Annotated in this window: 21 protein-coding genes; 14 read left to right on the top strand and 7 right to left on the bottom strand. The window is 53.3% G+C overall.

Going from position 1 to position 25,241, the window contains the following annotated elements:
* Nucleotides 1-5: 5 nt before the first annotated feature.
* Nucleotides 6-464, bottom strand: coding sequence for a (2Fe-2S)-binding protein (locus ABLV30_RS20435; protein ID WP_025108437.1), 459 nt, complete (start codon nucleotides 462-464; stop codon nucleotides 6-8).
* Nucleotides 465-476: 12 nt separating this feature from the next.
* Entirely contained in the window at nucleotides 477-3,689 is a 3,213-nt protein-coding gene (locus ABLV30_RS20430; RefSeq protein ID WP_187228041.1) for a molybdopterin cofactor-binding domain-containing protein, read from the bottom strand.
* 992 nt (nucleotides 3,690-4,681) lie between these two features.
* Here ABLV30_RS20430 and ABLV30_RS20425 point away from each other — a divergent pair.
* Entirely contained in the window at nucleotides 4,682-6,121 is a 1,440-nt protein-coding gene (locus tag ABLV30_RS20425; protein WP_049069139.1) for a sugar porter family MFS transporter, read from the top strand.
* Nucleotides 6,118-6,549: a PTS sugar transporter subunit IIA gene (locus tag ABLV30_RS20420; protein ID WP_254539969.1), complete on the top strand. Its 432-nt coding sequence runs from the start codon at nucleotides 6,118-6,120 to the stop codon at nucleotides 6,547-6,549. The genes ABLV30_RS20425 and ABLV30_RS20420 overlap by 4 nt, the downstream gene beginning before the upstream one ends.
* Nucleotides 6,550-6,610: 61 nt before the next feature.
* On the opposite strand, the gene ABLV30_RS20415 is transcribed toward ABLV30_RS20420, so the two are convergent.
* Nucleotides 6,611-6,763 carry a hypothetical protein gene (locus tag ABLV30_RS20415; protein WP_157835624.1) on the bottom strand — a complete coding sequence of 51 codons (153 nt, stop codon included), beginning with the start codon at nucleotides 6,761-6,763 and terminating at the stop codon, nucleotides 6,611-6,613.
* 182 nt (nucleotides 6,764-6,945) lie between these two features.
* Here ABLV30_RS20415 and ABLV30_RS20410 point away from each other — a divergent pair, with 182 nt between their 5' ends.
* Nucleotides 6,946-8,391, top strand: coding sequence for an MFS transporter (locus ABLV30_RS20410; protein WP_025108433.1), 1,446 nt, complete (start codon nucleotides 6,946-6,948; stop codon nucleotides 8,389-8,391).
* A gap of 81 nt (nucleotides 8,392-8,472) precedes the next feature.
* Here the strand turns inward: ABLV30_RS20410 and ABLV30_RS20405 are convergent, their stop codons facing one another.
* Nucleotides 8,473-10,524, bottom strand: coding sequence for a helix-turn-helix domain-containing protein (locus ABLV30_RS20405; RefSeq protein WP_186439459.1), 2,052 nt, complete (start codon nucleotides 10,522-10,524; stop codon nucleotides 8,473-8,475).
* A gap of 105 nt (nucleotides 10,525-10,629) precedes the next feature.
* Between ABLV30_RS20405 and ABLV30_RS20400 the strand changes: the two genes are divergently transcribed.
* Genes ABLV30_RS20400 through ABLV30_RS20390 form a run of 3 tightly spaced genes read left to right on the top strand, consistent with a single transcriptional unit; the run spans nucleotide 10,630 to nucleotide 14,428 of the window.
* A complete protein-coding gene (locus ABLV30_RS20400; RefSeq protein ID WP_048262540.1) occupies nucleotides 10,630-11,889 on the top strand; it encodes an MFS transporter in 1,260 nt (419 codons plus the stop codon).
* A 12-nt stretch (nucleotides 11,890-11,901) separates the two neighbouring features.
* The gene (locus tag ABLV30_RS20395; protein WP_064358149.1) at nucleotides 11,902-13,296 is read left to right on the top strand and encodes a M20 family metallopeptidase; all 1,395 of its coding nucleotides are present in this window, start codon (nucleotides 11,902-11,904) and stop codon (nucleotides 13,294-13,296) included.
* A 55-nt stretch (nucleotides 13,297-13,351) separates the two neighbouring features.
* Nucleotides 13,352-14,428: a porin gene (locus ABLV30_RS20390; RefSeq protein WP_048262544.1), complete on the top strand. Its 1,077-nt coding sequence runs from the start codon at nucleotides 13,352-13,354 to the stop codon at nucleotides 14,426-14,428.
* Between the two features lie 252 nt (nucleotides 14,429-14,680).
* Here the strand turns inward: ABLV30_RS20390 and uraH are convergent, their stop codons facing one another.
* Nucleotides 14,681-15,091 carry a hydroxyisourate hydrolase gene (gene uraH / locus ABLV30_RS20385; RefSeq protein ID WP_064358150.1) on the bottom strand — a complete coding sequence of 137 codons (411 nt, stop codon included), beginning with the start codon at nucleotides 15,089-15,091 and terminating at the stop codon, nucleotides 14,681-14,683.
* Nucleotides 15,092-15,329: 238 nt separating this feature from the next.
* On the opposite strand from uraH, the gene ABLV30_RS20380 reads away from it, so the two are divergent.
* The gene (locus ABLV30_RS20380) at nucleotides 15,330-15,857 is read left to right on the top strand and encodes a lipocalin family protein (RefSeq protein WP_046877752.1); all 528 of its coding nucleotides are present in this window, start codon (nucleotides 15,330-15,332) and stop codon (nucleotides 15,855-15,857) included.
* Between the two features lie 78 nt (nucleotides 15,858-15,935).
* Here the strand turns inward: ABLV30_RS20380 and ABLV30_RS20375 are convergent, their stop codons facing one another.
* Together ABLV30_RS20375 and pckA are read right to left on the bottom strand one after the other, a co-directional pair.
* Complete coding sequence (locus ABLV30_RS20375; protein ID WP_014229779.1) at nucleotides 15,936-16,430, bottom strand: hypothetical protein; 495 nt, start codon at nucleotides 16,428-16,430, stop codon at nucleotides 15,936-15,938.
* 233 nt (nucleotides 16,431-16,663) lie between these two features.
* A complete protein-coding gene (gene pckA, locus ABLV30_RS20370; protein WP_265800138.1) occupies nucleotides 16,664-18,304 on the bottom strand; it encodes a phosphoenolpyruvate carboxykinase (ATP) in 1,641 nt (546 codons plus the stop codon).
* 315 nt (nucleotides 18,305-18,619) lie between these two features.
* Here pckA and ABLV30_RS20365 point away from each other — a divergent pair, with 315 nt between their 5' ends.
* The 7 genes from ABLV30_RS20365 (at nucleotide 18,620) to ABLV30_RS20335 (ending at nucleotide 25,156) form a co-directional block, all read left to right on the top strand.
* Complete coding sequence (locus ABLV30_RS20365; RefSeq protein WP_004851947.1) at nucleotides 18,620-19,513, top strand: LysR substrate-binding domain-containing protein; 894 nt, start codon at nucleotides 18,620-18,622, stop codon at nucleotides 19,511-19,513.
* Nucleotides 19,514-19,572: 59 nt separating this feature from the next.
* The gene (locus tag ABLV30_RS20360) at nucleotides 19,573-20,259 is read left to right on the top strand and encodes an RluA family pseudouridine synthase (RefSeq protein ID WP_014229781.1); all 687 of its coding nucleotides are present in this window, start codon (nucleotides 19,573-19,575) and stop codon (nucleotides 20,257-20,259) included.
* A gap of 178 nt (nucleotides 20,260-20,437) precedes the next feature.
* Nucleotides 20,438-21,526, top strand: coding sequence for an ABC transporter ATP-binding protein (locus tag ABLV30_RS20355; protein WP_048262569.1), 1,089 nt, complete (start codon nucleotides 20,438-20,440; stop codon nucleotides 21,524-21,526).
* Nucleotides 21,519-22,148, top strand: coding sequence for an ABC transporter permease subunit (locus tag ABLV30_RS20350; RefSeq protein WP_064358153.1), 630 nt, complete (start codon nucleotides 21,519-21,521; stop codon nucleotides 22,146-22,148). Before ABLV30_RS20355 ends, ABLV30_RS20350 begins: the two co-directional genes overlap by 8 nt.
* Complete coding sequence (locus ABLV30_RS20345; RefSeq protein ID WP_014229784.1) at nucleotides 22,148-22,816, top strand: ABC transporter permease; 669 nt, start codon at nucleotides 22,148-22,150, stop codon at nucleotides 22,814-22,816. Before ABLV30_RS20350 ends, ABLV30_RS20345 begins: the two co-directional genes overlap by 1 nt.
* Nucleotides 22,817-22,857: 41 nt before the next feature.
* Nucleotides 22,858-23,757 (top strand): ABC transporter substrate-binding protein, encoded by a 900-nt coding sequence (locus ABLV30_RS20340; RefSeq protein ID WP_014838787.1) that lies wholly within the window; start codon nucleotides 22,858-22,860, stop codon nucleotides 23,755-23,757.
* 46 nt (nucleotides 23,758-23,803) lie between these two features.
* Complete coding sequence (locus tag ABLV30_RS20335) at nucleotides 23,804-25,156, top strand: LLM class flavin-dependent oxidoreductase (protein WP_025108422.1); 1,353 nt, start codon at nucleotides 23,804-23,806, stop codon at nucleotides 25,154-25,156.
* The last annotated feature ends 85 nt before the right edge of the window (nucleotides 25,157-25,241 follow it).

The following is a 25,241-nucleotide window of genomic DNA, read 5'->3' as shown; positions in this document are numbered from 1 at the left end:
GGCGATCAGGATTTCAGCACCGCTTTAATCGAGGTAATGATCGGCTGATATCCCGTACAGCGGCAGATATTCCCCTCCAGCGCCTCTTTCAGCTCATCGTCGCTGGGGGCCGGGTTGGCATCCAGCAGCGCCTTGGCGCTCATCAACACGCCGGGCGTGCAGAAGCCGCACTGAACGCCGCCGTGACGAATAAAGGCGTTCTGCAATTTTTTACCGACCGGATCGTGATGCAGCGCTTCGACGGTAGTGACCTCCGCCCCGCTGCACTGGGCGGCCAGCAGCAGGCAGGAGCAGACGGATTTGCCGTCCATAATCACGGTGCAGGCTCCGCACTCGCCCACCGAGCAGCCCTCTTTGGTGCCGGTGAGCTTCAGCTCCTCGCGCAGAAAATCGATCAGGCGGACATTGTCTTTCACATCGCGGGCAATGCGGATGCCATTCACTTTTAGCTCAATATGGTTCATGTTCATGGCTCCTTATTTTTTCTGCTCTGTCATAACTTCCTGCAGCATCTGCCGGAACATATCGATAAATACGGGGACTTTATAAGGCGCAGACCAGCGTCCGCCGATGGCTTTTTCTACCTTGTCGTGCAGTACCCCGGCCGCATAGTCAATGGCGGCGGCGTCTAACGCCTTCCCGGTGAGCGCCTGCTCAACCTCAGTCAACCGCTGCGGTTTGGCCATCAGCGCGCCATCCACCAGACGGCACAGGCGAACCACGCCCTTATCGACCATAAACTGCCCGGTTAAGCTCTGGCGCGTAATGTTCAACGCATTGCGCCGGCCAAGCTGCAGATAGCGATTGATCAGCGGCTGCTGCGTCGGCGCCGGCAGGATAAAGCGGACAACCAGCTCATCTGGCTCAAGAAGGGTGCGATAGCCGCCCATGACAAATTCGCTGACCGGCATCCGGCGCGTTCCGCGCGCGCTGCGCAGCTCTACTTCCGCATCGTAGATAATGAGCGGCGGCATGGAGTCCGCGCACGGGGCGGCGTTGACGATATTGCCGCCGATCGTTGCCCGGTTGCGCAGCTGCAGGGAGCCGACGGTTTTACAGGCCGTAACCAGTAGCGGATAGCGCTGCTGAATCAACGGATGCTTAACCAGGTCGGTAAAGCAGACGCCGGAGCCAATGGAGATCCCGCCCTCAACGTCAAAAATCTCTTTCAGCTCCGCCAGTCCGGCAATGTTGACGAGCGGCACCTCGCCGGACAGCATCCGGGCCTGCACCAGCACATCGGTGCCGCCGGCAATAGGCATTGCCCCCTTCTCGGCCATCAGCGTCAGGGCCTCTTTCAGGGTTTGCGGGACGCTCAGCGATAGGGTGTTGAGGCGGTGAACCTGTTTCTTATCGCCAGACTCCAGCATCTGCTCGCTCTGGCGCTCCGGCTTCTTGAGGTTATAACCCAGGCGAACCTGCTCGAGGGTCAGCGGCAGGATCCGGTTGGGGCGGTCGATGGCGAAGCTCACCGCGTTATTGAGAGCCGCAGCGCCCAGTTCAAGTACCGGTTCGCCGATAACTTTCGCCCCCATCGGGCCCGCTTTATCGTAGTTTTCCACCGCAATGATATCGATGTGCGGCATATCCTTGATGGTCGGCAGCAGATAGGTATCGAAGTTTTCCGATTTCACCACGCCGTGCTCGGTGTTGAAATCCTCCAGCATGCCGTAGCCGATCATCCCCTGCAGCACGCCGCCGTAGACCTGGCCGCTAAAACCAACCGGGTTAATGACTTTACCGACATCGTGGGTGGCGACGACGTTATTGACGGTGATTTTGCCGGTGCGCATATCCACCGCCACGTCGGCCAGCTGGCAGCCGTACACCCAGGTGAAATAGGGGCTGCCGCAGCCCTTCTCTTCATCCCAGTGAATATTCGGCGCCACGTGCCAGCCGTAGGCGGAGAGGTTTGCCCCGGTAGCCCGGGTCATATCGCACACCTGCTGGAAGCTGAGGCTCAGCTCCGGGCTGTGGCGGTTGAACACTTTGCCATTTTGCCAGGCGATATCGTCGATGCTCTGCGCTTTCAGCGTTTCCCTGACGGCGTCCGCCATGCGTTGTTTAATTTTGTTCGCCGCGCTCAGAATCGCCTGCCCGCCCATCAGGGTACCGCGCGAAGCGACCGTTGAGCCGCCGTCGGCGATCATCGCGGTGGCCGGTTCGCTAAACATCACCCGGTCGAGCCCAATACCAAAGGCTTCCGCCGCCAGCAGCGACATGGTGGTCTGCAGCCCTTGCCCGTTCTCGGATACCGAGGTGGAGATGTTCACGCTGGCGTCGGCATTCACCTGAATCAGCGCCGAGGACGCATCCAGCCCCTCGGCCCCCAGAGAGCAGCCGCGATGGCTCAGCGCGAAGCCAATCCCGTAGCGGATCGGGCCGTCTTCCGCGTTAAGCTTTTTGTAGTGCTCGCGTTTGGCCTCGTATTCGGCCTTGAGCAGCGTCTTCTCCAGCACCTCCCGCGCGGAGACGGTGTGCTCGCTGAAGACCTGCCCGGCCATGCTGGTATCGCCCTGCTTGAGAATATTGCGCAGGCGGAACTCAACGGGCGACAGGCCCAGTTCGCCCGCCACGTCATCCATCAGCGATTCGTTGGCGAAAATGACCTGCGGCGCGCCGTAGCCGCGATAGGCCGAGGTATAGTTGTTGTTGGTGTAAACGCCCACCAGATCGACGCGCACGTTAGGAATGTTGTAGGGGCCCGCCGCCTGCACGGAACTGCGCCAGGTGACAAACACCGTCTGGCCGCAGTAGCTGCCGCCATCGGCGATAATCTCGATTTTAATCGCCTGAATGCGCGCGTCGTCGTCCACGCCAATGCGGTATTTCATCTTATAAGGATGCCGCTTGTAGCTCTCGCGCATCGACTGTTCGCGGTTATAGGAGATCTTAACCGGCCGCCCGGTCAGGTGCACCAGCAGCGCCGCGCGGCAGGAGACGTTATCGATAATGTCATCTTTACCGCCGAAGGAGCCGCCGAGGACGGAGCGCTTAATGTTGACCTTCGCCTGGGGCAGGTCGAGATATTTGGCAATCACCGCCCGGGTGCGGTGAGCGTTCTGAATCGACCCTTCGATGGTCATGATCTGTTCATTATTGTCCAGGTAGGCGGTAATCGATTCCGGCTCAATATAGCCGTGCTCCTGGAACCCCACCTCATACTCACGTTCAAAAATATGGCTGGAGGCGGCAAAACCGGTATCGATATCGCCCTTCGCCGTGTGGTGGCGGTTGATGATATTGCTATCGAGTTCGCTGTGAATAAGGCGCGCCCCGGGCTTCATCGCCTCTTCCGGGGAGGTAATCGGCTCCCACGGGGTGTAGGTGATTTTGATTTTATCGACGGCGATGCAGGCTGCCTCGTAGGTTTCCGCCGCCACTACGGCAACCACGTCGCCGCGGTAGGCGATCTCCTTGTCGATAATTGGCGGATGATCGGGAACAATCGCTCCCAGCTTGCGCTGACCGGGGATATCGTTCCAGGTGGCAATACGCACGACGCCGGGCACTTTTTCCGCCTCCGACAGGTCGAGCGCATCGATGCGCCCGGCAGGAATATCCACGTAGCGACAGACGCCATACAGCATATTGTTCATAATAATGTCATCGCCGTAGACCGCTTTACCCGTCACCTTGGCGAGCCCGTCTACGCGGGGCACCTCACTGCCAACTAGCAATGTATCCATATTTTTCAGTCTCCACTCACAAAGAAAGATAACGGATTAAAGCAATGGCTATGCCACCTATAAATAAAGGGTTATTTCAGGCTGAGTTATGTGAGGCGTATCTAAAAATAGCGGCCGGTTAAAGAATAAAAAGCGCATGAGGTCGCCGCTGATTATCAAAACGAGAGCATGCGTATCACTATGATAATTTGCGGTTCTCAATTGTGTTTCCAGGGTGACGCCAGCGGTGCATCCGCAGCTCCTGCCGCCGCCGGGCATTGAGCGCAACCGTCACCTTGCGGCAAAACGCGTATCGAGGTGATGAAGCTTTTTGACGCCCCTCAAATTTCGAATAAAAAATAAAACAAACACAATAATGAAATTTAAATTTCATAAACGAGCATGTTAACAAATGTGATATATATCATAATTTTAACAATTCATTTTCCTGCCACCGGGCCAGCCCCCGTAAACAATCCTAAAAATTGCCATATATATCAATTAATTATAAAAACAGCCATTCTATACACAAGGCTGTTACACATAACCCACAAAACCAAACCGAAATAAAACTTTCAAAATGTGATCTGTTTGTATTTTTATTTCACTTATAGCGGTAATAATCACCTCTCACTAAACGCACTCTGCCCGCCTTGATGGCGCAGCAGAAATCCTAACCCCCCGGAGGATGCAATGAAGGAAGTGAGATCAGGACTTATCCGAACCGTTTATATTGGCCCGCCCCTTTTCCACCCTCACGCTGCCGGGGACTTTCTGAACGTCAACCACCCCGGAGGCCCCAGCCCCGCATCTACCGATGATTCATCATTAATCAAAAAGAAACCTCTTTGATCGGTTTTATTTAGCGCATAGCAATCGCGCTAAATAGTTGCACTAAGAACAAAAAAACATTTCATCCCGGCCGTGCTTCGCCAGGCGCAAAGGCATGCCGTGACGAGGATGGGATGACACGTTTTTATCTCGTGCCGTTAATCAAAACAAAAGGTATAAAAATGTCTCTTATTATGAATCTGAACCTACAGCAGAGAAAACGATTACACCAGATAACCCTGGTTGCGACATTTGGCGGCCTGCTATTCGGTTATGACACCGGCGTTATTAATGGCGCATTTTCCTCTCTGAAACAATATATGGCCCTGACCCCGACTACAGAAGGTCTGGTCATGAGCGTATTGCTGATCGGCGCCGCGTTAGGCAGCGTATTCGGGGGAAAATTCGCGGACTTCTTTGGCAGAAGAAAGTACCTGCTCTTTTTATCCTTTATCTTTTTCATCGGCGCATTAATGTCCGCTCTGGCGCCGGATATCACCGTACTGCTTATTTCACGTTTCATCCTCGGCTATGCCGTGGGTGGCGCTTCGGTGACTGCCCCCACCTTTATTTCCGAAGTGGCGCCAACCGAAATGCGCGGTAAACTGACCGGCTTAAACGAAGTCGCCATTGTTATCGGGCAGCTCGCCGCATTTGCCATCAACGCCATTATTGGCATCCTCTGGGGCCATCTCCCCGACGTCTGGCGCTATATGCTGATGGTGCAGACCATTCCCGCCATCTGCCTGTTTATCGGTATGCTGCGATCGCCGGAAAGCCCGCGCTGGCTGATCAGTAAAAACCGTCATGAAGAAGCGCTGGAAATATTAAAGCAAATCCGCCCTCTGGAACGCGCAACCAAAGAATTCAACGATATCACCACCTTAATTAAGGCCGAAGCGGACAAAAAGCTTCATTCGCAGAACGCCTTTGTCACCATTCTCCAGACGCCATGGATTTTCAAACTCCTGCTGGTGGGCGTCATTTGGGCGGCGCTGCAGCAGACCACCGGGGTCAACGTCATTATGTACTACGGTACTGAGATCCTCAGCAGCGCCGGATTCTCAGAAAGAACCTCCCTCATCTGCAACGTACTCAATGGCGTGTTCTCCGTCGGTGGCATGCTATTTGGCGTGCTGTACCTCGTCGATCGTTTTAAACGTAAAACCATCATTATTTATGGGTTCGCGATCATGGCTACCCTGCACCTTATCATTGCCGGCGTAGACTACACGCTGGTCGGCGACGTCAAAGCCACGGCCATCTGGCTGCTCGGCGCGATGTTCGTTGGCGTTATGCAGGGAACGATGGGCTTTATCACCTGGGTGGTGCTGGCTGAGCTGTTCCCGCTCAAGTTCCGCGGACTGTCGATGGGCATATCGGTATTTTTCATGTGGGTGATGAACGCCATCGTCAGCTATCTGTTCCCATTATTGCAGGCCAAGCTCGGGTTAGGTCCGGTATTCCTGATTTTTGCCGCGATTAACTACCTGGCGATTGTTTTTGTCATCGCGGCGCTGCCTGAAACGTCCAATAAATCGCTGGAGCAGCTGGAAGAGGAGCTTTCAGCAAATAAATCTACAGCGGGATTCAATACGGCCACCAAGGAAAACGGATTATGATCGATACTATTACGCAGGATAATCTCCATCTGTCGTGCCGGGCGAAAAATAAAGCAGAAGTCCTGGCCATGATTGGCGCGGACTTTAAGTCCAGAGGGTACGTCAGCGAAGATTGCGTGGCGTTTCTTGCTGAAAGAGAGCGTCAGGTCTCCACCTTTTTAGGCAATGGCATTACGCTGCCGCACCTGCCTAAATCAGCAACCAATATCATTGCTAAAACCGGGGTTGAAATTTATCAGTTCCCCGATGGCGTTATCTGGGACAGAAGTAATGTCATGTTCATTGCCATTGGCGTGATTGCCAAAGAAAGTGAGCATATTGATGTACTGAGAGAAGTTGCTTCTATTTTTAGTGATGAAATTATCGCCAAGGCGCTATCATTAATCTCCAGCAAGCAGGATTTCCTGCGGATCCTGCAACAAAATTGAGGGTGGAGGATATATTTGATACGAACAGAAATTGAGTGTCGTAGCCAACCCCAATGATTCATCATCGGTCAAAACGCTTAGTATATCCATGTAATCCCTGTAAAAAGCCTGCTCGCGAGCAGGCTTTTTTACTGACGTTGACCAAACCAAATACGCTTATCAGGGCCATCCCACCCAAAATCATCTTCCGCGCTGAACCGATATCAATATTCATATAATTTACCTTGGTGATGGTAACGGATTGGTATCTATAAAACGCGTACATTCATTGCCCAATATCAAGATTTATATAACAGGGATTAAAAATGAGTTCTCAGCAAATTTACTTATTTGGTATAACAACTTCCCATCTTGTCACACCTTTACCACGTCGTAGCGAATTGCTGAGGACGGTATATGGCTTTAACAGATTCATCGCGGGACGAAACGCCCCGGCAGGAACGCTCTGGCTCAGGGAGGATTTCGGGGCTAGCGCTGCTGGTTGCCAGCGCATTTTTTATGGAGTTTCTTGATGGAACGGTGATTGCTACTGCTCTGCCGGATATGGCAAAGGCGTTTGGCGTCACAGCGATAGACCTTAATATTGGTATCAGCGCCTATCTATTAACTCTGGCTGTGCTGATCCCGGCCAACGGCTGGGTTGCGGAGCGTTTTGGCGCACGAAACGTCTTTACTCTGGCACTGTGCATTTTTACGCTTTCATCCCTGCTATGCGGTCTGACCCATAATGTGACTGAGTTCGTTCTGATGCGTATCCTTCAGGGGATTGGCGGCGCGATGATGGTTCCTGTAGGACGTCTGGTCGTTCTGCGCACCACCCCGAAAGATCGGCTTATTAAGGCCATTGCCACGCTAACCTGGCCCGCGCTGGTTGCCCCCATCATTGGGCCGCCGCTTGGTGGATTTATTACCACCTACGCCAGCTGGCACTGGATCTTCTTTCTCAACGTCCCCCTGGGGCTGATCGCCATTGTACTATCATTGCAGATGATGCCAAACCAATCGGCTAACGAACGCAGACCGTTTGATTTTACAGGATTTGTCGCCACTGGCGTAACGATGCTGTGCCTGGTTGCAGGGCTGGAAATGCTCAGCCAACAAAACGTTAGCCTGATCGGGGCGGCAGTAACCATTACTGTTGGCTTCGCTACCCTGGTCTGGAGTATTCATCATCTTTTGACCAGTAAAACGCCGCTGATTGGCCTGTCATCGCTCTCAGTCCCCTCATTTCGCATCAGCATGCGCGGAGGATTTATCCTTCGTGCGACGATTAGCTCAGCCCCCTTTATGCTGCCTCTGATGTTTCAGGTTGGTTTCGGAATGAACGCGTTTGAAGCCGGCTCGATGGTACTGGCCGTTTTTGCAGGCAACCTGGCGATGAAACCCGCTACAACGCCGCTAATTCGCTATTTTGGCTTCCGTAAGCTGCTTATCGGTAACGGTGTCGCCTGCGTATTGACGCTGTTACTCTGCGCACTGCTAACGCCTGACTCGCCGCATCTGATAACGCTGGTGCTGTTGTTCCTCGGCGGATTAAGCCGTTCCATGCAGTTCACCGGTATCAGTTCACTGGCCTTCGCTGAAGTTCCGTCACAGGAGATGAGCTCAGCCAATACGCTGTTCAGTACTTCACTTCAGCTCGCCAGCGGACTGGGAGTGACAATGGGAGCGCTAAGTATTCGCATGGGCAGCATCCTCAGTGAGGATCTTGGTTACGCCACTGTTCCTGGAATGGGGTTTCGCCTAGGATTTGTCGTCATCGCGATTATCACTGCGCTCGGAGTGTATGATATGACGCGGCTTGCGCCGAATGCGGGTATCAACGTCTCACAGAAAAAATAGCTTAACGCCGGTCAGCCGATTGCTTTTCATTGCGTGCTCGCTCAACGATAGGATGCATTACAATCAGTTACCGGCTACCATTTAACTAAGATAAAACCGACTCATATGGCACGTCAGGGCAATCATAATAAATTCGTCTGCATTATTGAGGCTTAAACCGGTTAGCGTTTCGAACTTCTTAATCCGTTGATACAGCGTATTGACGTGAATGCCCATCTCCTCTGCAGTATTCACTGCGGACTGCCTGTTTTTTAAAAAACAGATAATCGTCACCAACAATATACCAGGTTTGTTATTCTCTTCCAGCACAGGTGAAAACAGATCCAGGATAAAGTCTTTTAGTTCCTCAGGGGTATGTTTTATAAACAAGCGATCAATACCTGAATGACGAAAACTCATTACGCCACTTTTATTTCTGGTTTTAAGAACATCAAGCGCAGTATTAGCTTGTTTAATGCTGGTGATAACCTCCTGGCGTCGCAGAACTGAACTCACCCCCACTTTATAAAGCTTGTCCTGCTGATAGCGCGCGATTACTTTTTCCTCAAGAGTGAAAAGCTTTTGCTCATTCATATCAAATATGATTAACGTTATCACGTCAGCGTCAAAATAATGAAAAACGTTTTTCAATGCGAAGTCTCTGGTGAGAACGTTGATTGTCGACAAATAGTGTATTTCATCGCTGGTCACTTGTGGTGCTGTTAGCTTAATGCACAGTACTGATTTATGCAGAACGATGCCCCTGCGGGCAAATGATATTTCACTTTCTGCCGTCAATCCAATCACCATAATCTCAGCGATAAGATCCAGATTCTTTTTATTCTCCAGCGCAACAGAACCCGCCTGCTTGACGATCTCCATTATCACAAACTCTTTTAGTCTGGAGATAATCGATGATACATGTTCATTTAAGTCCGGGTTTCTCATGATAAAAAAGGCGAGCAAGCGCCCCTCATTTTCAAGAGGAAGCAGGCAATAGTCTCTATCGCCCACAATGATTGTCGACACATTTTTTTCGCCGGCAGAGGCGCGCAAGTGACTCCACGTCAATGCACTAAGCGATTCACTTAAACTCTGGTTTCCCAGTACATCCAGATAGTTAAGATCCAAAGAGAGATGTGAAGCGATCGCCGCGATAAAATCACCTAGTCTATTGTATTTAATAGACAATGAGACCATCAAATTATAAAAATCCACGCTCGCGTTCAGCAACGTGTTTTGCGCCTGCAGCTGATTGCGTAGGTCTTCAACGACCCGCAGACTTTCCGTGCGTTCATCATAGAGACGGGCATTGCGCCAGGCCAGCGCCACCTGCGATGAATAGGTTTCGAGTAGCGATTTTGCTAAAGAGTTAAATACAAACTGTCGGCTAAATGAAAGCATAGTCAATGTGCCATAGCATGCCGACTGATCGTATACCGGCACGCAAATAAGCGAAGTTGCCAGCGGGTTATCTTTAAGTATTTCATCACGCAAGGAAGAGCTTGCCGTAAAGCTGTGGTTAATTTCTTCCCGTGAGTTCAAGACCGCCGTCTGCATTGATTTAAACACTTTACCGGATATCGATTCATGCAGACCTACAATATAATCATAATAATTATTTTTAAATCCTGTCATTGCAACCGGAACCAGCCGGTCGCTTTTATCATCATAAATACGAAAGATTGCCGCATCGCTATATGCAATAGTCTTCAGCGCGCCGTCAATAACATGCTGCGTAACAACCTCATGCGAAAGCCCGGAGGCGAGATGCCAGGTATTGTCGCTAATCTTCGTGAACATCGTATTTTGATAATTAATTACTTCAGTTAAAAGTAGTATTTTCACTTCACTGAGAAATACTCTGACATTTTCTTCACTTAGTAGCGCGCGTTCCGTCCGGATGGCAATACGCAATGATTCAATATGCAGGCAAATAATATTAATCACCATGCAATCACCATCCCTTTCACGAATTAATATGTACGATTCATTTTTATCTTCAAAACCGGACGTGTCTCCCGCCATTAGCGAGTCGTAACGTAAATCGGAATGTTCAATATGCACATTCGACTGTGGAAAATACCGTATAGACACAACACTCAAGGATTTACGTAATGAGTCAGAATTATTATCAAATGTAGGATTGTACATAAAAATCATCTCTTGAGTGTATGGTTACACATAGATATTTATCATCACTTCTGTAAGGGTAGCAAGGACAAAATCACATCATCTCATGTCTTATGAGGGAACTTTATGCTCAGTGCTACATTCAAGAATAAAAACAATTTGATAATCCTGATATTGTTTCTGTGTTGGGTCGTAGGGTTTATCGATAAAGCCGCTATTAATATTGCGATCATTCCAATTTCTGCTGATTTTGGACTGGGAAGTGAACAAACCGGTATGGTCATCAGCGGTTTTTTCCTTGCCTATTCGCTCACCCAGCTTATTGGCGGCTACCTTGTTGACCGGATGGGCAGTAAAACCATCTTAACCGGTGCGGTTGCCCTGTGGTCCGTTGCCACCGCTATGGGCGGAATGGCAAGCAGCGTTTTCACGCTGGCAGTTACGCGTTTTTTTGTCGGAATGGGGGAAGCGGTTTTCCCTGCAGGAAGCTCCGTTGTCATCGCCCAAAGGTTTGAAAGAAGCAAAATGGCGCGCGCTAAATCATTTCTGCAATCTGGCGCATCGGTCGGGTTCGCCGTTGGCTCGGTGGTCGTATCTACGCTGATTACCTGGTACAACTGGCGAATCATGTTCTTTGTTTTGGGTATCGCTGGCCTGATTCTGGCTTTCTGCCTGTGGTGCGTCCTGCGCTCCAGCGCCCCGGACACCGCTGGCGTTACGATGCCACAGCCATCCGCAGCGCACGGTAGCATCCCCGAAAAGCAGCGTTTGTTGAATATTATTCGCCGCCCATTAACATGGCAAATCGCCGCCTGCTACTTCTTTACCAATATTGTATTCTGGGGTTTGCAGTCCTGGCTGCCATCCTATTGGGTGAAAGTCAAAGGGATGAGCATGGTATCCATGGGCGCATGGTCAATGCTGCCGCCGGCCCTGGGCTTTGCCTCATTTTTGTTTTGTGGGTGGCTGCTCGACAGGTATTTTCAGGGTCGCGAAAAATACCTGATTGCGATTGGCTCTTCTGTCTCAGCGCTGTTCATCTGGCTGATGTTTAACGCCTCTTCCGTGCCGATTGCCTTTGCCTGGCTTTCGCTATCTAACATATTCCTTAACGCCATCAGCATCAGCGTGTTCGTTACCATCATCAAACAATTTCCAAAGGCCTCAGTAGGTACCGCAACGGGGTTTATTAACTCAATTGCGCAGATAGGTTCCTTCTTATCGCCGCTTATGATCGGATACTTACTGAAGCTGACCCAACAAAACTACGCCACCGCTTTCCTGTCGATCATTGCCTGCGCGGTCATCACCTGCCTGATCGCACTGTCCATTACTCATTCTACTGGCGCGGCTCAGGCCGAAGCGACATCTAATGTATCCCAATAAAAGAGAGAAACGATGAACTACTTATCGATTATTGAACGTACGATTGAACAACAACGTGAACGTATTACCGCCGTTAGCGACAAGATCTGGGAATTTGCCGAAGTGCGCTATGAAGAAGCGCAGTCTGCTGAACTGATGGCGCAAGCGCTTGAAGACAATGGCTTTCAGGTCACACGAAAGGCTGGCGGCATCGATACGGCGTTTGTCGCCACCTACGGCAGCGGCGAACCGGTCATTGCTTTTCTCGGCGAATATGACGCCCTGCCCTCATTAAGCCAGCAGGCCAATTGCGATATTTTTTCTCCCGTCGTCGCTGCGGGAAACGGCCACGGCTGCGGGCATAACCTTCTTGGCGCAGGTGCGCTGGCAGCTGCGCTAGCGACCAAAGCCTGTATGCAAGAACTCGGCCTGGCGGGAACGGTGAAATACTTTGGCTGCCCGGCTGAAGAAGGCGGCGGCGGCAAGGCCTATATGGCGCGTGCCGGGCTGTTTGACGGTGTTGACGTCGCGTTCACCTGGCACCCATGGGACGAGAATCTGGCCTACAACGCCAGAATGCTTGCGACTAACCAGGTGAAATATCTGTTTAAAGGCAAAAGCACCCACGCAGCATTCAGTCCGCACATGGGGCGCAGCGCGCTTGACGGCGTTGAGCTGATGAACGTTGGGGCCAATTTCCTGCGTGAACATATTATTCCTGAAGCGCGGCTCCACTACGCCATCACCAACGCGGGTGGCAACGCGCCAAACGTGGTGCAGTCTGAGGCCCATGTTCTGTACAAAGTACGCTCACCCAAAATGCAGGAAGTTCGAGAAATCACTCAGCGCGTTGACGATGTCGCTCGCGGCGCGGCGCTGATGACCGGAACGGAAGTCACCATTGAATTTGATGCGGCCTCGGCCGATCTTATCCCTAACGTCACCCTCGCCAGCGTAATGAACGAAGAGTTGCTCAAAACTGGCCCGGTCACCTTTAGCCCTGAAGAAAAAGCCTTCGCCCAGGCGATACAAGAGACCTTTTCTGAGGAAGAAAAGCGCAAAGTCGCCAAAAGGGGCCGCACGCTATCCGAAGACATCACGCCGTTTCGCCAGGAACCTGATTTCCTCAATGGCTCAACGGACGTTGGTGACGTGAGCTGGCTGCTGCCTGTCGGCCAGGTCTATATCACCACCTGCGCCTGGGGCACACCACCGCACTCATGGCAGATGGTTACCCAGGGAAAAACCTCCTACGCCCACAAGGGGCTGCTGCTGGCTGGTCGTGTGATGGCCGCCTCGGCAATTCGCGTTCTCACCACCCCAGCGATCATTTCACAAGCGAAGGAAGAACACCTTGAGCAAAGAGACCACGAAGAGTACCGCTCGCTAATTCCTCAAGACGCAAGGCCACGCTCACTAAACAGATAACTAATGCAAAGGCGGTTCCATACCGCCTTTATTCTAAAATGATGAGGCGCTAAAAATGAAAATGTATAAAAACACACTGCTTGCGGTGGTTATTCTTACGTCCGCAGCAGCCCCTGCGGCAGAAATATATAATAAGGATGGCAATAAATTAGATCTATATGGTAGCATTCGTGCTCGCCACTATTTTAGCGATGATACAACCATTGATGGCGATAATACCTATTTCAGATTAGGTATTAAGGGCATGACTAAAATTAATGACGAGCTCACCGGCTTTGGTCAATGGGAATATAATATTCAGGGAAATCGCGCGGAATCTGACGGTTCAGACGGTACCAAAACCCGCTATGCTTATGCCGGGTTAAAATACGCTGACCTGGGTTCCATCGACTATGGAAGAAATTCCGGCGTGCTCTATGACGTCGCCAGCATAACCGACTATGCGCCAATCTTTGACATCATGACCGATAGCTATACCGATGGCTTTCTTACGGGCAGAGCCAACGGGCTGTTAACCTGGCGTAACACCAACTTCTTCGGCCTGAACGATAACCTTAAATTCGCTCTGCAATATCAGGGAAAGAACGGATCCGGGAGTAACAATAGCAGCCGTTCAGTCTATGGTTCTAACGGTGATGGCGCAGGCGCATCGGTTAGCTACGATTTCGACTGGGGCGGCTCTCTGCTGGCCGCTTACGGCAACTCACGACGCACGGCGGAACAGGAGGCTTTGGCCTACGGTGGTGGTAAGCACGCGGAAATGTGGGCTACCGGTTTTAAATACGATTCTGGCAGTCTTTATGCGGCGGTAAAATATTCTCAAGGATATAATATTACACCTATCAAAAATTATGGCTATGCGAATAAAAGTGAAAACTTCGAAGTTTATACCCGCTATGTTTTTGATAACGGCATTATTCCCGGCATTGGTTGGTTCCAGTCGCGAGGAAAAGATATCGAGAATAGCGGTGATATCTATTTAATGAAATATCTCGATATTAACCTGTCCTGGTTCCTGAACAAGAATTTCTTTACCTATGTCGATTACAAAATAAATCAGCTGGATAAAAATACGCCTTTCAGTATTTCGACCGACGACACTTTTGGCGTTGGCATGACCTGGCAGTTTTAATATCCAGCCGCCACGCAAGCAGGTCCGGTCAACGAGCCCAGACCTGTTTCTGGTTTTTAATGTGCAAGATCTTCTGCGCCATAATCCCCGACAGGGGATGCGGTTGATAGCACGCTTCCAGATAATAATCCAGAGAAGAGGATTTTTAAGGATCCTCCAGCAGAATCACTCAGCACGGCTATCTCCCGATAGTCGCCCGATAAAAGCCTGCTTGCGCGCAGGCTTTTTGCTTATTCAGAATGGACGTAGCGATTAGCTGCCTTTATAGGTGGAGTAACCATACTGGCTGAGCAGCAGTGGAATATGCAGCTTTTCATTGGTGCGCGTGACGGTGAAGAGAACCGGGATCTCCGGGAAAAACGAGGCCAGTTTCTGTTTGCTGAAGTCATCGCCGGTTTTGAAGGTCACTTTATAAATCCCCGGCTGCATATCCCCTTCAGCTGGATAGAGCGATTTAATACGACCATCGTTGTCGGTGACGCTGGTGGCCAGCGCTGTCCATTTATTCGCCTGCTGTTTTTCAAGGGTGACCGTCACGCCCGATGAAGGCAGACCCGTCTGCTGATTGAGAATATGCACGCTGAGCGTCCCGACGGGGGCGCTAAATGCGGCTGGAGCGACAGACATAGCAGATAACAAAATCAAACTGGATAATTTTTTCACGATGTTTTCCCGTTGTGAATAATAACGTTCAAACGTTAGCACCTGGGCCGCTAAAATATATTCAACTTTTTGTGATAATCACCTTAACGGAAGCAGGACGAGGAAAATAGCGAGCAGGGCAACAGCCCATTCGAAGTGATAGAATTATCTGAATATAAGGTGCATCCCTGGGGCGTGAATAAAGGCCCGCGCGCTTGCGCTATACTTATTTTCCTCCGCGTTCACAAAAGGAATTCACATGAAGATATGGCCAGTTCTGACGGGTGTGGCTATCGCCCTGACGCTTGTCGCCTGTAAATCCCCCACTCCGCCCAAGGGGGTCCAGCCGATAAATAACTTTGACGCAAGCCGTTATCTGGGGAAATGGTATGAGGTTGCCCGGCTCGAAAATCGTTTTGAACGCGGCCTGGAGCGGGTTACCGCAACGTATGGTCAGCGCAGCGATGGCGGCATCAGCGTGGTTAACCGCGGTTACGATCCGCGGAAACAGAAATGGAGCGAGAGCGAAGGTAAAGCGTATTTTACCGCGGTGCCAACCACCGCCGCGCTGAAAGTCTCCTTCTTTGGCCCGTTTTACGGCGGCTACAACGTGATCGCCCTGGATAGCCAGTATCAGTATGCGCTGGTCAGCGGTCCCGATCGCGGCTATCTGTGGATCCTGTCGCGCACGCCGACCATCCCGGAATCCATTAAGCAGGAGTATCTGCGCATCGCGCGGGATCTCGGCTTCCCGGTAGAAAAATTAGTCTGGGTGAACCACGGGTAACAGGCTGAATCCACACTATCTTCAGCGAACCAACGAGCTGAAGATAGTGTGGCGATAAGGCTGGAAGACGATAAATAATTAGTGCGATGACGGCTGGCTGGAGTCGGCCGCCTCTTCTGCAGTTTTAGCGGGAGCGATACTCTCTTTAATCTCTTTGGTTTTATTCGCCGCATCGTTGGCCAGGTTATTGGCATCAACAATCGCGCTGTCTTTAATTTTTCCCGCTTCCTGCACGATTTGGTCGCTTTTCTGCCGGGCATCCTGCTTAACGGCATCAGCCTGGGCCTGGGCTTGCTGAGCAATAGCTTCCGCTTTTTTATCCGCTTCCGCCTTGATGCTGGAGGCCTGGCTGCTGAGATTGTTCGCCTCGTCCGCCGCCTGTTTTTTTATCGCATCAATGTGTTTATCCGCTTCATCCTTAATTGCTTCGGCTTTATCGGACGCCGCCTCTTTAATTTGCTGCGCGTTATCTTTTGCTTTATCCAGATTTGCATCAACTTTTGATGAATCATCACAGCCGGCGAGAATTAAACAAACGGCAGAAGCGATCAGCGTTTTACTCCAGAGTTTCATAGTCATTCCTTTATTTATTAATATCAGCGTATCGGGGAAGTCATCGCCGCAGGGTTGCCAGGATAATTCTCATAACAATGATGTCATGAAATTATTTAGCCCCAATACTTAGCCCTGCATCCCTTTATTTATAATCGCTAACCAGGCAGAGTCAAGTTCCTGCGCCATTCACCCGGCGATGGCTAACGTAAAAAACCCGGGCGGCTGCCCGGGTTGGTCTCTGAAAAAATGCCTTAGGCCGTGACGGCTGATTTTGTCAGCGTTGGGCCGGCTAACGCCAGCCGGGCGCCGGCATCGGTATCGGTATATTGCTTAAAGTTATCCATAAACAGTTGCGCCAGACTCTCGGCCTTCTCCTGCCATTTGTCGGCAGAAGGCCAGCCGCTACGCGGGTCAAGCAGCGCGCTGTCCACGCCAGGCACGCTTTGCGGGATAGCGAGACCGAATACCGGTACCGTTTCTTCGCGCAGCTCGCCGGTGGTCCCGTTTAAAATCGCGCTGATGATATTGCGCGTGTCGCGGAGCGAAAGGCGCTTGCCTTCGCCGTTCCAGCCGGTGTTAACCAGCCAGGCCTCGGCGCCGGCCTCCGCCATTTTGGCCGCCAGAACGCTGGCGTACTGCGTCGGGTGCAGTAGCAGGAACGCCGCGCCGTAGCAGGCGGAGAACGTTGGCGTGGGCTGAGTAATGCCGCGTTCGGTACCGGCCAGCTTCGAGGTAAAGCCAGACAGGAAGTGATACTGCATCTGCTCGGTCGTCAGACGGGATACCGGCGGCAGGACGCCAAAGGCATCGGCGGCAAGGAAAATCACCTTCGACGGATGGCCCGCGCGCGACACCGGTTTCACGATGTTTTCAATATGCGATAGTGGATAAGAGACGCGGGTATTTTCGGTCTTGCTGCCATCGGCGTAATCCACGCTGCCATCGGCTCTGACCACCACGTTTTCCAGCAGCGCGTTACGACGAATCGCGCAATAGATTTCCGGCTCGGCCTGCGGGTCAAGATTAATCGTCTTGGCATAGCATCCGCCTTCGAAGTTGAACACGCCGTCATCATCCCAGCCGTGCTCGTCATCACCGATCAGCTGACGCAGCGGATCGGTGGAAAGCGTGGTCTTACCGGTGCCGGAAAGACCGAAGAACAGGGCCACGTCCCCCGCTTCACCGCGGTTCGCCGAGCAGTGCATCGAGGCGATGCCCTGCTGCGGGAGCAGGTAGTTCATCACCGAGAAGAGGCCTTTTTTCATCTCGCCGCCGTACCAGGTGCCGCCGATCAGCTGAATTTTTTCGCTCAGGTTAAACGCGACAAAGTTCTCGGAGTTGAGCCCCTGCTGCTGCCATTTATCGTTGGTGCAGCCCGCGCCGTTGAGGACGACGAAGTCCGGCGTAAATTCAGCCAGCTCCTCTGCGCTCGGCGCAATAAACATGTTTTTGACAAAGTGCGCCTGCCAGGCCACTTCGGTGACGAAGCGGACGCCCAGGCGCGTTGCCGGGCTGGCGCCGCACCACGCATCAACGACATATAATTTCTTGCCGCTCAGCTGTCCGGCGACCAGCGCCTTCAGATCTGCCCATATCTCGGTGGATAGCGGCTTATTGTCGTTGCGGCCAAGGCCGGAATCGGCCCACCAGACGGTGTCACGCGTCAGATCGTCCCTGACAATATATTTGTCGCGCGGCGAGCGCCCGGTAAAGATCCCGGTATCCACGGCAACGGCCCCGGACTCGGTCATGACGCCGCGCGCCGCGCCGGTTAATTCCGGGCTGGTTTCATGCGCAATCAGCAAGTCGTAATCGGGGTTATAAAACAGCTCGCTGCTCTCCTGAATACCGAGCGAAAGAAGAGCGTCTTTTACTGATTCAATACGTGACATGGCACTCCTGACAAACTATTGGCTGGATAAGATGCTATTAGGGTATTTCAACCTGTCAGCTAAGCAGATGGATTTATTTTAATAAAAAAACCATCGTGAAATTAAATAAACAGGATGAACAGACCAGAGCCGGCGATGTAAAATCGTGCTCGTGTAGGGTGTCGCCTGAACTTTAGAAATATCGTTTGCACGAATAAGTCATAAGCTAACTCTGCAAAAAATGTTAACACCTGTAGATAATTATGTTAATTGCATAGTTTCTATACGTCATGCTAAAATTGCATAGCTATTATTGCAGGGCAGAGGAACGGATCGGTGCTGGCGAATCTTGAAGTAAAATGGCTTTACGATGTGATTGCCCTTGAGGAATCCAGAAGCTTTACCCTGGCGGCAAAAAGCCGCAATATTTCCCAGTCCTCCTTCAGCCGCCGCATCCAGGCGCTCGAGGCGTCGCTGGGCTTCAGCATCTTCGACCGTTCGGCAAACCCGCTGCAGCTGACCAACCGCGGGAAGATTTTTGTCGGCTATGCGCGAAATATGCTCGACGACATGGACTTCCAGATTAGCCGAATTAAAGGGCTGAACAACACCACCCAGAAAATAAGAATCGACGCGGCGCCGTCGCTTTCCGTTTTATTACTTCCGGAAATCATCGCCGGTTATACCGACCGAAAGAATAAAACTTTTCATGTTGAATCGATTAACGTCAACGATGCGGTGTTCAACCTGAAAGAAGGCAAAAGTGATTTTATCCTGTCATTTTATAATGAAGAGCTGATGAACTATCCGTTTATCAATCACAAAATTTTTGACTCGGCGCTGCACCTCGTTTCTCCCTGCGATAAACACGGCAGGCCGCTTTTTCATTTACACCGCGGGGTGCTGCCGCTGATGAAATACGCCAACGACAGCTATATGGGGCGCCAGGTGAATCAGGTGATCGACCGCAAGCCGGAGATCACCTTCTCGCTGACCTTTGTCTCCTCGATGAGCGAGCTATTAAAACGCATGATCCTCAACGGCGACGGCGTGGGCTGGCTGCCGCAGTACTCTATCAAGCGCGAGCTTGAGGAGGGCCGCCTGACGATTATGGATGAGAGCCTGTCGCTGCCGATCGGCGCCTATATTTACCGCTCCGGCGCGCGGCTCAACCAGTCAGCCGAGCGCTTCTGGCAGCATATTAAGTCTATGAATACCGTGACCGCATAACTCGCATGGCGGCGGGAAATTCGCTATCATCCGCATCCACTCCCTCTCCGTGCAGCCTGATGTCTACGATTATCGATACCTTTATCGCCCCGCCGTGCCACGCTGAAATCGACATCCTCTACGAGGATGACCATCTGCTGCTGATCGATAAACCCTCGGGCCTGCTGAGTCTGTCGGGGAAAAATCCGCGTAATCTCGACTCGGTGCATTATCGGCTGGTACAGCGGTTTCCCGGCTGCACTCTGGCGCATCGTCTTGATTTCGGCACCTCCGGACTGATGGTGATTGCGCGCAACAAGGCCATCAACGCCGCGCTCTGCCAGCAGTTCAGCCAGCGTGCGGTGAGCAAAGTCTACAGCGCGCTGCTGTGCGGGCATCTGGCGGATGATGAAGGAACCGTTGACGCTCCGATAGCCAAAGATCCGGCGCTGTTTCCGCTGATGACGATTTGCCCGCGCCGCGGCAAGCCTGCCCGCTCCGGCTATCGGGTGGTTGAGCGCCTGCGCTATCAAGGTAGCGTGCCGGTGACGCGGGTCCAGCTGACGCCGGAAACCGGCCGCACCCATCAGCTGCGTATCCACTGCCAGTGGCTTGGCCACCCTATTCTGGGCTGCGATCTGTACGGCGGTCTGTTGCTTCCGGGAACAGAACAGGCGCCGCGTCTGATGCTGCACGCCAGCGAACTGCATTTCGTGCATCCGGTTAGCGGAGAGCGGATCGATGCGATAAGCCCCAGCGGGTTTTAACTCGCCCGCTCGCCAGCCCTTTTACCGAATCTCTCCCGCACGCTGATTGACGTCGACGCTTTAATTCGAATCGCGGCATTGCAAATGCAAATATCATATTTGCTCGTTAATCACCGCCTCTGTAGCTTGTGCTCTATTCATGCTTTTCATGAAAGAACATTCAGGGCGCAACGGCTTTATGATTAAACTCGATAATATTCGCAAGACCTACCCCGGCAGCGCGCATGCGGCTATTCGCGGCCTTAATCTGGTGATTAATAGCGGCGAACTGTGCACTTTCGTTGGCCCCAGCGGGTGCGGAAAAACAACCATTCTGCGGATGATTAATCAGCTGGATATTCCTGACGCCGGTGACGTATACGTTCAGGGCGTTAAGCTTGCCGCTGCCGATATTATTCAGGTGCGCCGCCAAATTGGCTTTGTCATGCAAAGCGCCGCCCTCTTTCCGCATCGTACGGTCGCGCAAAATATAGCCACGGTTCCGCGCCTTCTCGGCTGGAGCAAAAAGCATATCCAGGCGCGCATCGACGAATTAGTGGATTTGATGTCTCTCGACCGCAACGTCCTGCCCCGCTATCCGCACCAGCTTTCCGGCGGCCAGCAGGGGCGCGTAGCGATCGCCAGAGCGCTGGCCGCCGATCCGCCTATTCTCCTGATGGACGAACCTTTCGCCGCCATCGACCCGGTGGTTCGCGAGCGCCTGCAGGACGAGCTGCTGTTGCTGCAACAGCGCCTGCGCAAAACGATCGTCCTGGTGACCCATGATATCAATGAAGCTATTCGCCTTGGCGATAGAATCGCTATCTTCCAGGAGGGCGGCGAGCTGGCGCAGTTCGCCACGCCTGACCATATTTTGTCGCATCCGGCCAGCGACTTTGTGCGCCGTTTTATCGGCCCCGAACCGAATCTGCAGCGGCTGGGGAGAATTCAGGTCGGACAGCTCCCGCGTCATGACGTGCCGCTTATTGATGAGAGCCTCTCCCCCATCGCCAGCCCGCATCCGCCGGTCGCCAGTCCGCTGCGCCTGGTGCTGGACAAAAAACGGCGTCCGCTGAACTGGTTCGATCCGGTTAAGCGCCGGACGCTGCCGGTCGACGCGCCGCTGGCGGCCATCAACACGCTGCGCTTTGCCTACAGCGCACTGCTGGATGCGCCCGGCGGCGTAGTGGTTCATGTCGATACCGACGGTGAATATCAGGGCAGCATCTCCCACGCTCTGCTGCAGAACGTGCTGGAAGGCCGCGTGGATCTTCGCCGCTATGATTGACTGGCCGTGGATCCTCGACAACAAAATCATGATCGGTGAACTGCTCTGGCAGCATATACAGCTGGTGATCGTTTCGCTGTTTTTCGGCACCCTCTTCACCGGCGTATTGATTAGCCTGACGCTGCGCTGGCCCGCGGCCGCCCAGCCGCTGATCTACCTGTGCGGGATACTGTTCACCATCCCGTCTCTGGCGCTGTTTATTCTATTACTGCCGTTTACCGGACTGTCGCTGATGACCTCAATCATCGGCCTGACGCTCTACTCGCTGCTGATCCTGCTGCGCAACGTTATCGCCGGAATAGAGAAACTCCCGGCGACGGTGCTGGAGTCGGCGCGCGCGCTGGGCTATACCCGCTGGTTTCGTTTTGTCGATATAGAGCTGCATCTGCTGCTGCCCTCGCTGTTCGCCGGGTTACGCATCGCTTCGGTGACGCTGGTCGGGCTGGTGACGGTCACCGCCTTAATTGGCCAGGGCGGTCTCGGGCAGCTTCTGTTAGCCGGGTTTAACCAGAACTTTGTCACGCCTATCGCGGTCAGCCTGGTGCTCAGCGTTGTGCTGTCTCTGCTGTTGGATTCGCTGATTGCCCGCGTCGGCTATTGGCTAACGCCGTGGGCCCGCTAATGGATATCCTGCAAGCAACATTTCACTGGTTATTACAACCGCAGCACTGGACAGGCGATGCGGGAATATTACTTCGCCTGCGCGAGCATCTTTATTATGTACTGATCAGCATCGTCGTTGCCTCGGCGATTGCGCTGCCGCTGGGGATTATTCTCGGCTACTGGCGCAAGGGCGCGTTTGTGATTATTAATCTGTTTAATATTGGTCGCGCCATTCCCTCTTTAGGTTTAATTCTTTTATGCATTATTGTGTTTGGCTTTAATGATATTCCGGTCTTTACCGCGCTGGTGGCGATGTCGATTCCGCCGATCCTCACCAACGCCTGGGTTGGCATTTATCATGCCGACCGTCAGCTGTGCGATGCGGCAAAAGCGCTGGGCATGACGCCACTCCAGAGCCTGTGGCAGCTGCGGATACCGCTCGCCGCGCCGCTGATACTCGCCGGCCTGCGGACCGCGCTGGTACAGCTGATCGCGACCGCCGTCGTCGCCGCCTACGCCGGCCTTGGCGGCCTCGGGCGCTTTCTGATCGACGGACTTGGCCAGCGCGATATTCCCCAGGTCATTGCCGGTTCGCTAGTGGTATCGCTGCTGGCCATCGGCTGCGAGCTGCTTTTTTCATTACTCTCCCGGCGCATCGTTCCGGCGCCGGTCACGCAAATAAATTAATTTCCCAACAACAAAAAACCACCTGCAGGTAAAGAGGTATTATGAAGCAGCTATTTAGCATTTCCGCGTATCGTCGCCGCTTGCGTCTTTCGGTATTCACCGCGGGATTATTAAGCTTAAGTTTTAACGCCCTGGCGCAGGACGTCACCATTGGCGGAGCGAATTTCACCGAAAGTTCAATCCTTGCCAATATTTACGCCAGCGCGCTAAAGAAAAACGATATTGCGGTGAAAACCCGTCTTAATCTCGGTAATCGCGAGATTATTATTCCGGCGCTGCAGAGCGGCGAAATTGATATTGTTCCGGAATATCTCGGTGCCCTGCTGAACTATTATGACGGCAAAACGCTGGCTACCAGCCAGAGCGACGTTAGCGCTGAGTTAGCTAAAGCGCTGCCGGCGGACTTTACGCTGCTCACCCCCTCCCCGGCCTCGTCCATTACCGCCTGGGCCGTGCGCGCGGAAACGGCAAAAAAATATCACCTCAGCAAGCTTTCCGACCTGCAGCCCGTGGCCCATCAGCTGACTATCGGCGGCCCGCCGGAATTCCCGGTGCGCGCCCTGGGCCTGCCGGGCCTTAAGCGCGTCTACGGGCTTGAATTTAAGGCGGTGAAATCTCTGGATATGGGCGGGCCGCTGACCCGTCTGGCGCTGAACTCCGGCAAAATCGACGTCGCCACGGTCGTCTCTACTCAGGGCAACCTCGCGAAAGAGGATTGGGTGGTCCTGGAGGATGATAAGCATGAGCAGCCGAGCCAGAACGTGGTGCCGCTGGTGCGCAAAGCCAGCCTGACGCCGAAAATCAGCGAAGTGCTCAATGAGGTCTCCGGCAAGCTGAACAACGCCGCGCTGATCGAACTTAACCAGCAGGTCGATCTGCAGCATAAAGATCCGGCGGCGGTGGCCGAACAGTGGGTCAAAACGCACCTCAACGGCAACTGATTGCCGCCATGCCAGGGAAGGCATCACCTCCAACTGAGCCGAGAAAATGCCAAATAATCCTATGATCCTGAACCTTTTCTTCTTCAATCCCCAGGGTGACTACCGCTTTTCCTGGCGTCACCCGCAGGCGCCGGAGAAGGAAATTTTCAGCCTCAAGTACTATGCCGATCTGGCCCGTAAAGCGGAGGCCGCGACGCTCGACGCCATTTTTATCGCCGACCATATCGCTATCTGGGACACGGTGCCCAGCGGCTTAACCCACTACGCTAACGCCCGGCTGGAGCCCATCACTCTCCTCTCGGCGCTGGCGGCGGTGACGGAACATATCGGCCTGATGGGCACGGCGTCCACCTCTTATAACGAGCCCTATAATCTCGCCCGCTATTTTGCCTCCCTCGATTTTCTCAGCAACGGGCGGGCCAGCTGGAATATCGTCACTTCATGGCTGGAGGAGGAGGCGGCCAACTTCGGCCTTGACCACCTGCCGCAGCACGGCAGCCGCTACCAGCGCGCCGGTGAGTTTATTGATGTGGTCACTCAGCTGTGGGACTCGTGGGAAGACGGCGCGGTGCGCTATGACAAAGCCAGCGGGCTGTTTGCCGATTCCAGCAAGGTGCATCATCTTGATTTCGCGGGCGAGTTCTTCCGCGTGCGCGGGCCGCTGAACGTCCCTCGCCCGCCGCAGGGGCACCCGGTCCTGGTGCAGGCCGGCTCGTCGGAGGCGGGTAAAAACCTCGCCGCCGCCTGGTCAGATATGCATTTTGTGTTTATCAAATCTATCGCTGAGGGGCTGGCCTACCGCGAAGAGATGAACCAGCGTTTGCGCAGCCACGGCCGGGATCCGGCGCATTTCAAAATCATCGCCGGCGTTTTACCGGTGGTGGTGAATTCAAACGCGGAAAAGGAAGAGCGCCAGCGGCTTAACGAGCAGCTAATGAGCGACCAGATGGCCATCGACCTGCTCTCTTCCTATCTGCGCATGGATTTATCCGCTTATCCCGTCGACCAACCGCTGCCGCCGCTGCCGGAGGAAGAGACCTTTGATGGGATCCGCACCGCCCTCAGGCTGATTCGTGATTACGATCCGCAGTTGACGATCCTGGCGTTGGGCAAGCTGCTGTTGCAAAGCTCCGATAGCTGGCTGCTCATCGGCAGCGCCGAGGAGATCGCCAGCGCGCTGACGGAAACCTGGCGCGCCGGCGCCGCCGATGGTTTTAACCTGATGTTCCCGCTGCTGCCGGGGGACTTCGACCGCTTCGTTGAGCAGGTAGTGCCGATTCTGCAGCGCAGCGGCGCGATGCGGGATCGCTATCCGACCGGCACGCTGCGCGAGAAGCTGGGTCTGCCGGTCGTCGAAAACCGCTTCGCCCGCGGGGATGGCAAACCGCTGGCTTCATAGCGCGGCTGTTCCCCGGTGGCGCTGCGCTGACCGGGCTACGGGTTCACAACCGTCTGCGGATCGGTAGCCCGGACAGGCGCAATGC

Origin of the sequence: Klebsiella sp. CN_Kp113 (assembly GCF_040064585.1) — a bacterium.
GTDB classification, from domain to species: domain Bacteria; phylum Pseudomonadota; class Gammaproteobacteria; order Enterobacterales; family Enterobacteriaceae; genus Klebsiella; species Klebsiella michiganensis.
This window is presented reverse-complemented; position numbering and strand designations above follow the sequence as displayed.

Coding starts and splice junctions, on each gene's coding strand:
- ABLV30_RS20420 (WP_254539969.1), top strand. CDS start 6,118: ATGATCGATACTATTACGCAGGATAATCTCCATCTGTCGTGCCGGGCG.
- ABLV30_RS20390 (WP_048262544.1), top strand. CDS start 13,352: ATGAAAATGTATAAAAACACACTGCTTGCGGTGGTTATTCTTACGTCC.
- ABLV30_RS20355 (WP_048262569.1), top strand. CDS start 20,438: ATGATTAAACTCGATAATATTCGCAAGACCTACCCCGGCAGCGCGCAT.
- ABLV30_RS20345 (WP_014229784.1), top strand. CDS start 22,148: ATGGATATCCTGCAAGCAACATTTCACTGGTTATTACAACCGCAGCAC.
- ABLV30_RS20350 (WP_064358153.1), top strand. CDS start 21,519: ATGATTGACTGGCCGTGGATCCTCGACAACAAAATCATGATCGGTGAA.
- ABLV30_RS20395 (WP_064358149.1), top strand. CDS start 11,902: ATGAACTACTTATCGATTATTGAACGTACGATTGAACAACAACGTGAA.
- ABLV30_RS20360 (WP_014229781.1), top strand. CDS start 19,573: ATGTCTACGATTATCGATACCTTTATCGCCCCGCCGTGCCACGCTGAA.
- ABLV30_RS20405 (WP_186439459.1), bottom strand. CDS start 10,524: ATGTACAATCCTACATTTGATAATAATTCTGACTCATTACGTAAATCC.
- pckA (WP_265800138.1), bottom strand. CDS start 18,304: ATGTCACGTATTGAATCAGTAAAAGACGCTCTTCTTTCGCTCGGTATT.
- ABLV30_RS20435 (WP_025108437.1), bottom strand. CDS start 464: ATGAACCATATTGAGCTAAAAGTGAATGGCATCCGCATTGCCCGCGAT.
- ABLV30_RS20425 (WP_049069139.1), top strand. CDS start 4,682: ATGTCTCTTATTATGAATCTGAACCTACAGCAGAGAAAACGATTACAC.
- ABLV30_RS20415 (WP_157835624.1), bottom strand. CDS start 6,763: ATGAATATTGATATCGGTTCAGCGCGGAAGATGATTTTGGGTGGGATG.
- ABLV30_RS20400 (WP_048262540.1), top strand. CDS start 10,630: ATGCTCAGTGCTACATTCAAGAATAAAAACAATTTGATAATCCTGATA.
- ABLV30_RS20375 (WP_014229779.1), bottom strand. CDS start 16,430: ATGAAACTCTGGAGTAAAACGCTGATCGCTTCTGCCGTTTGTTTAATT.
- ABLV30_RS20410 (WP_025108433.1), top strand. CDS start 6,946: ATGGCTTTAACAGATTCATCGCGGGACGAAACGCCCCGGCAGGAACGC.
- ABLV30_RS20335 (WP_025108422.1), top strand. CDS start 23,804: ATGCCAAATAATCCTATGATCCTGAACCTTTTCTTCTTCAATCCCCAG.
- ABLV30_RS20340 (WP_014838787.1), top strand. CDS start 22,858: ATGAAGCAGCTATTTAGCATTTCCGCGTATCGTCGCCGCTTGCGTCTT.
- ABLV30_RS20430 (WP_187228041.1), bottom strand. CDS start 3,689: ATGGATACATTGCTAGTTGGCAGTGAGGTGCCCCGCGTAGACGGGCTC.
- ABLV30_RS20380 (WP_046877752.1), top strand. CDS start 15,330: ATGAAGATATGGCCAGTTCTGACGGGTGTGGCTATCGCCCTGACGCTT.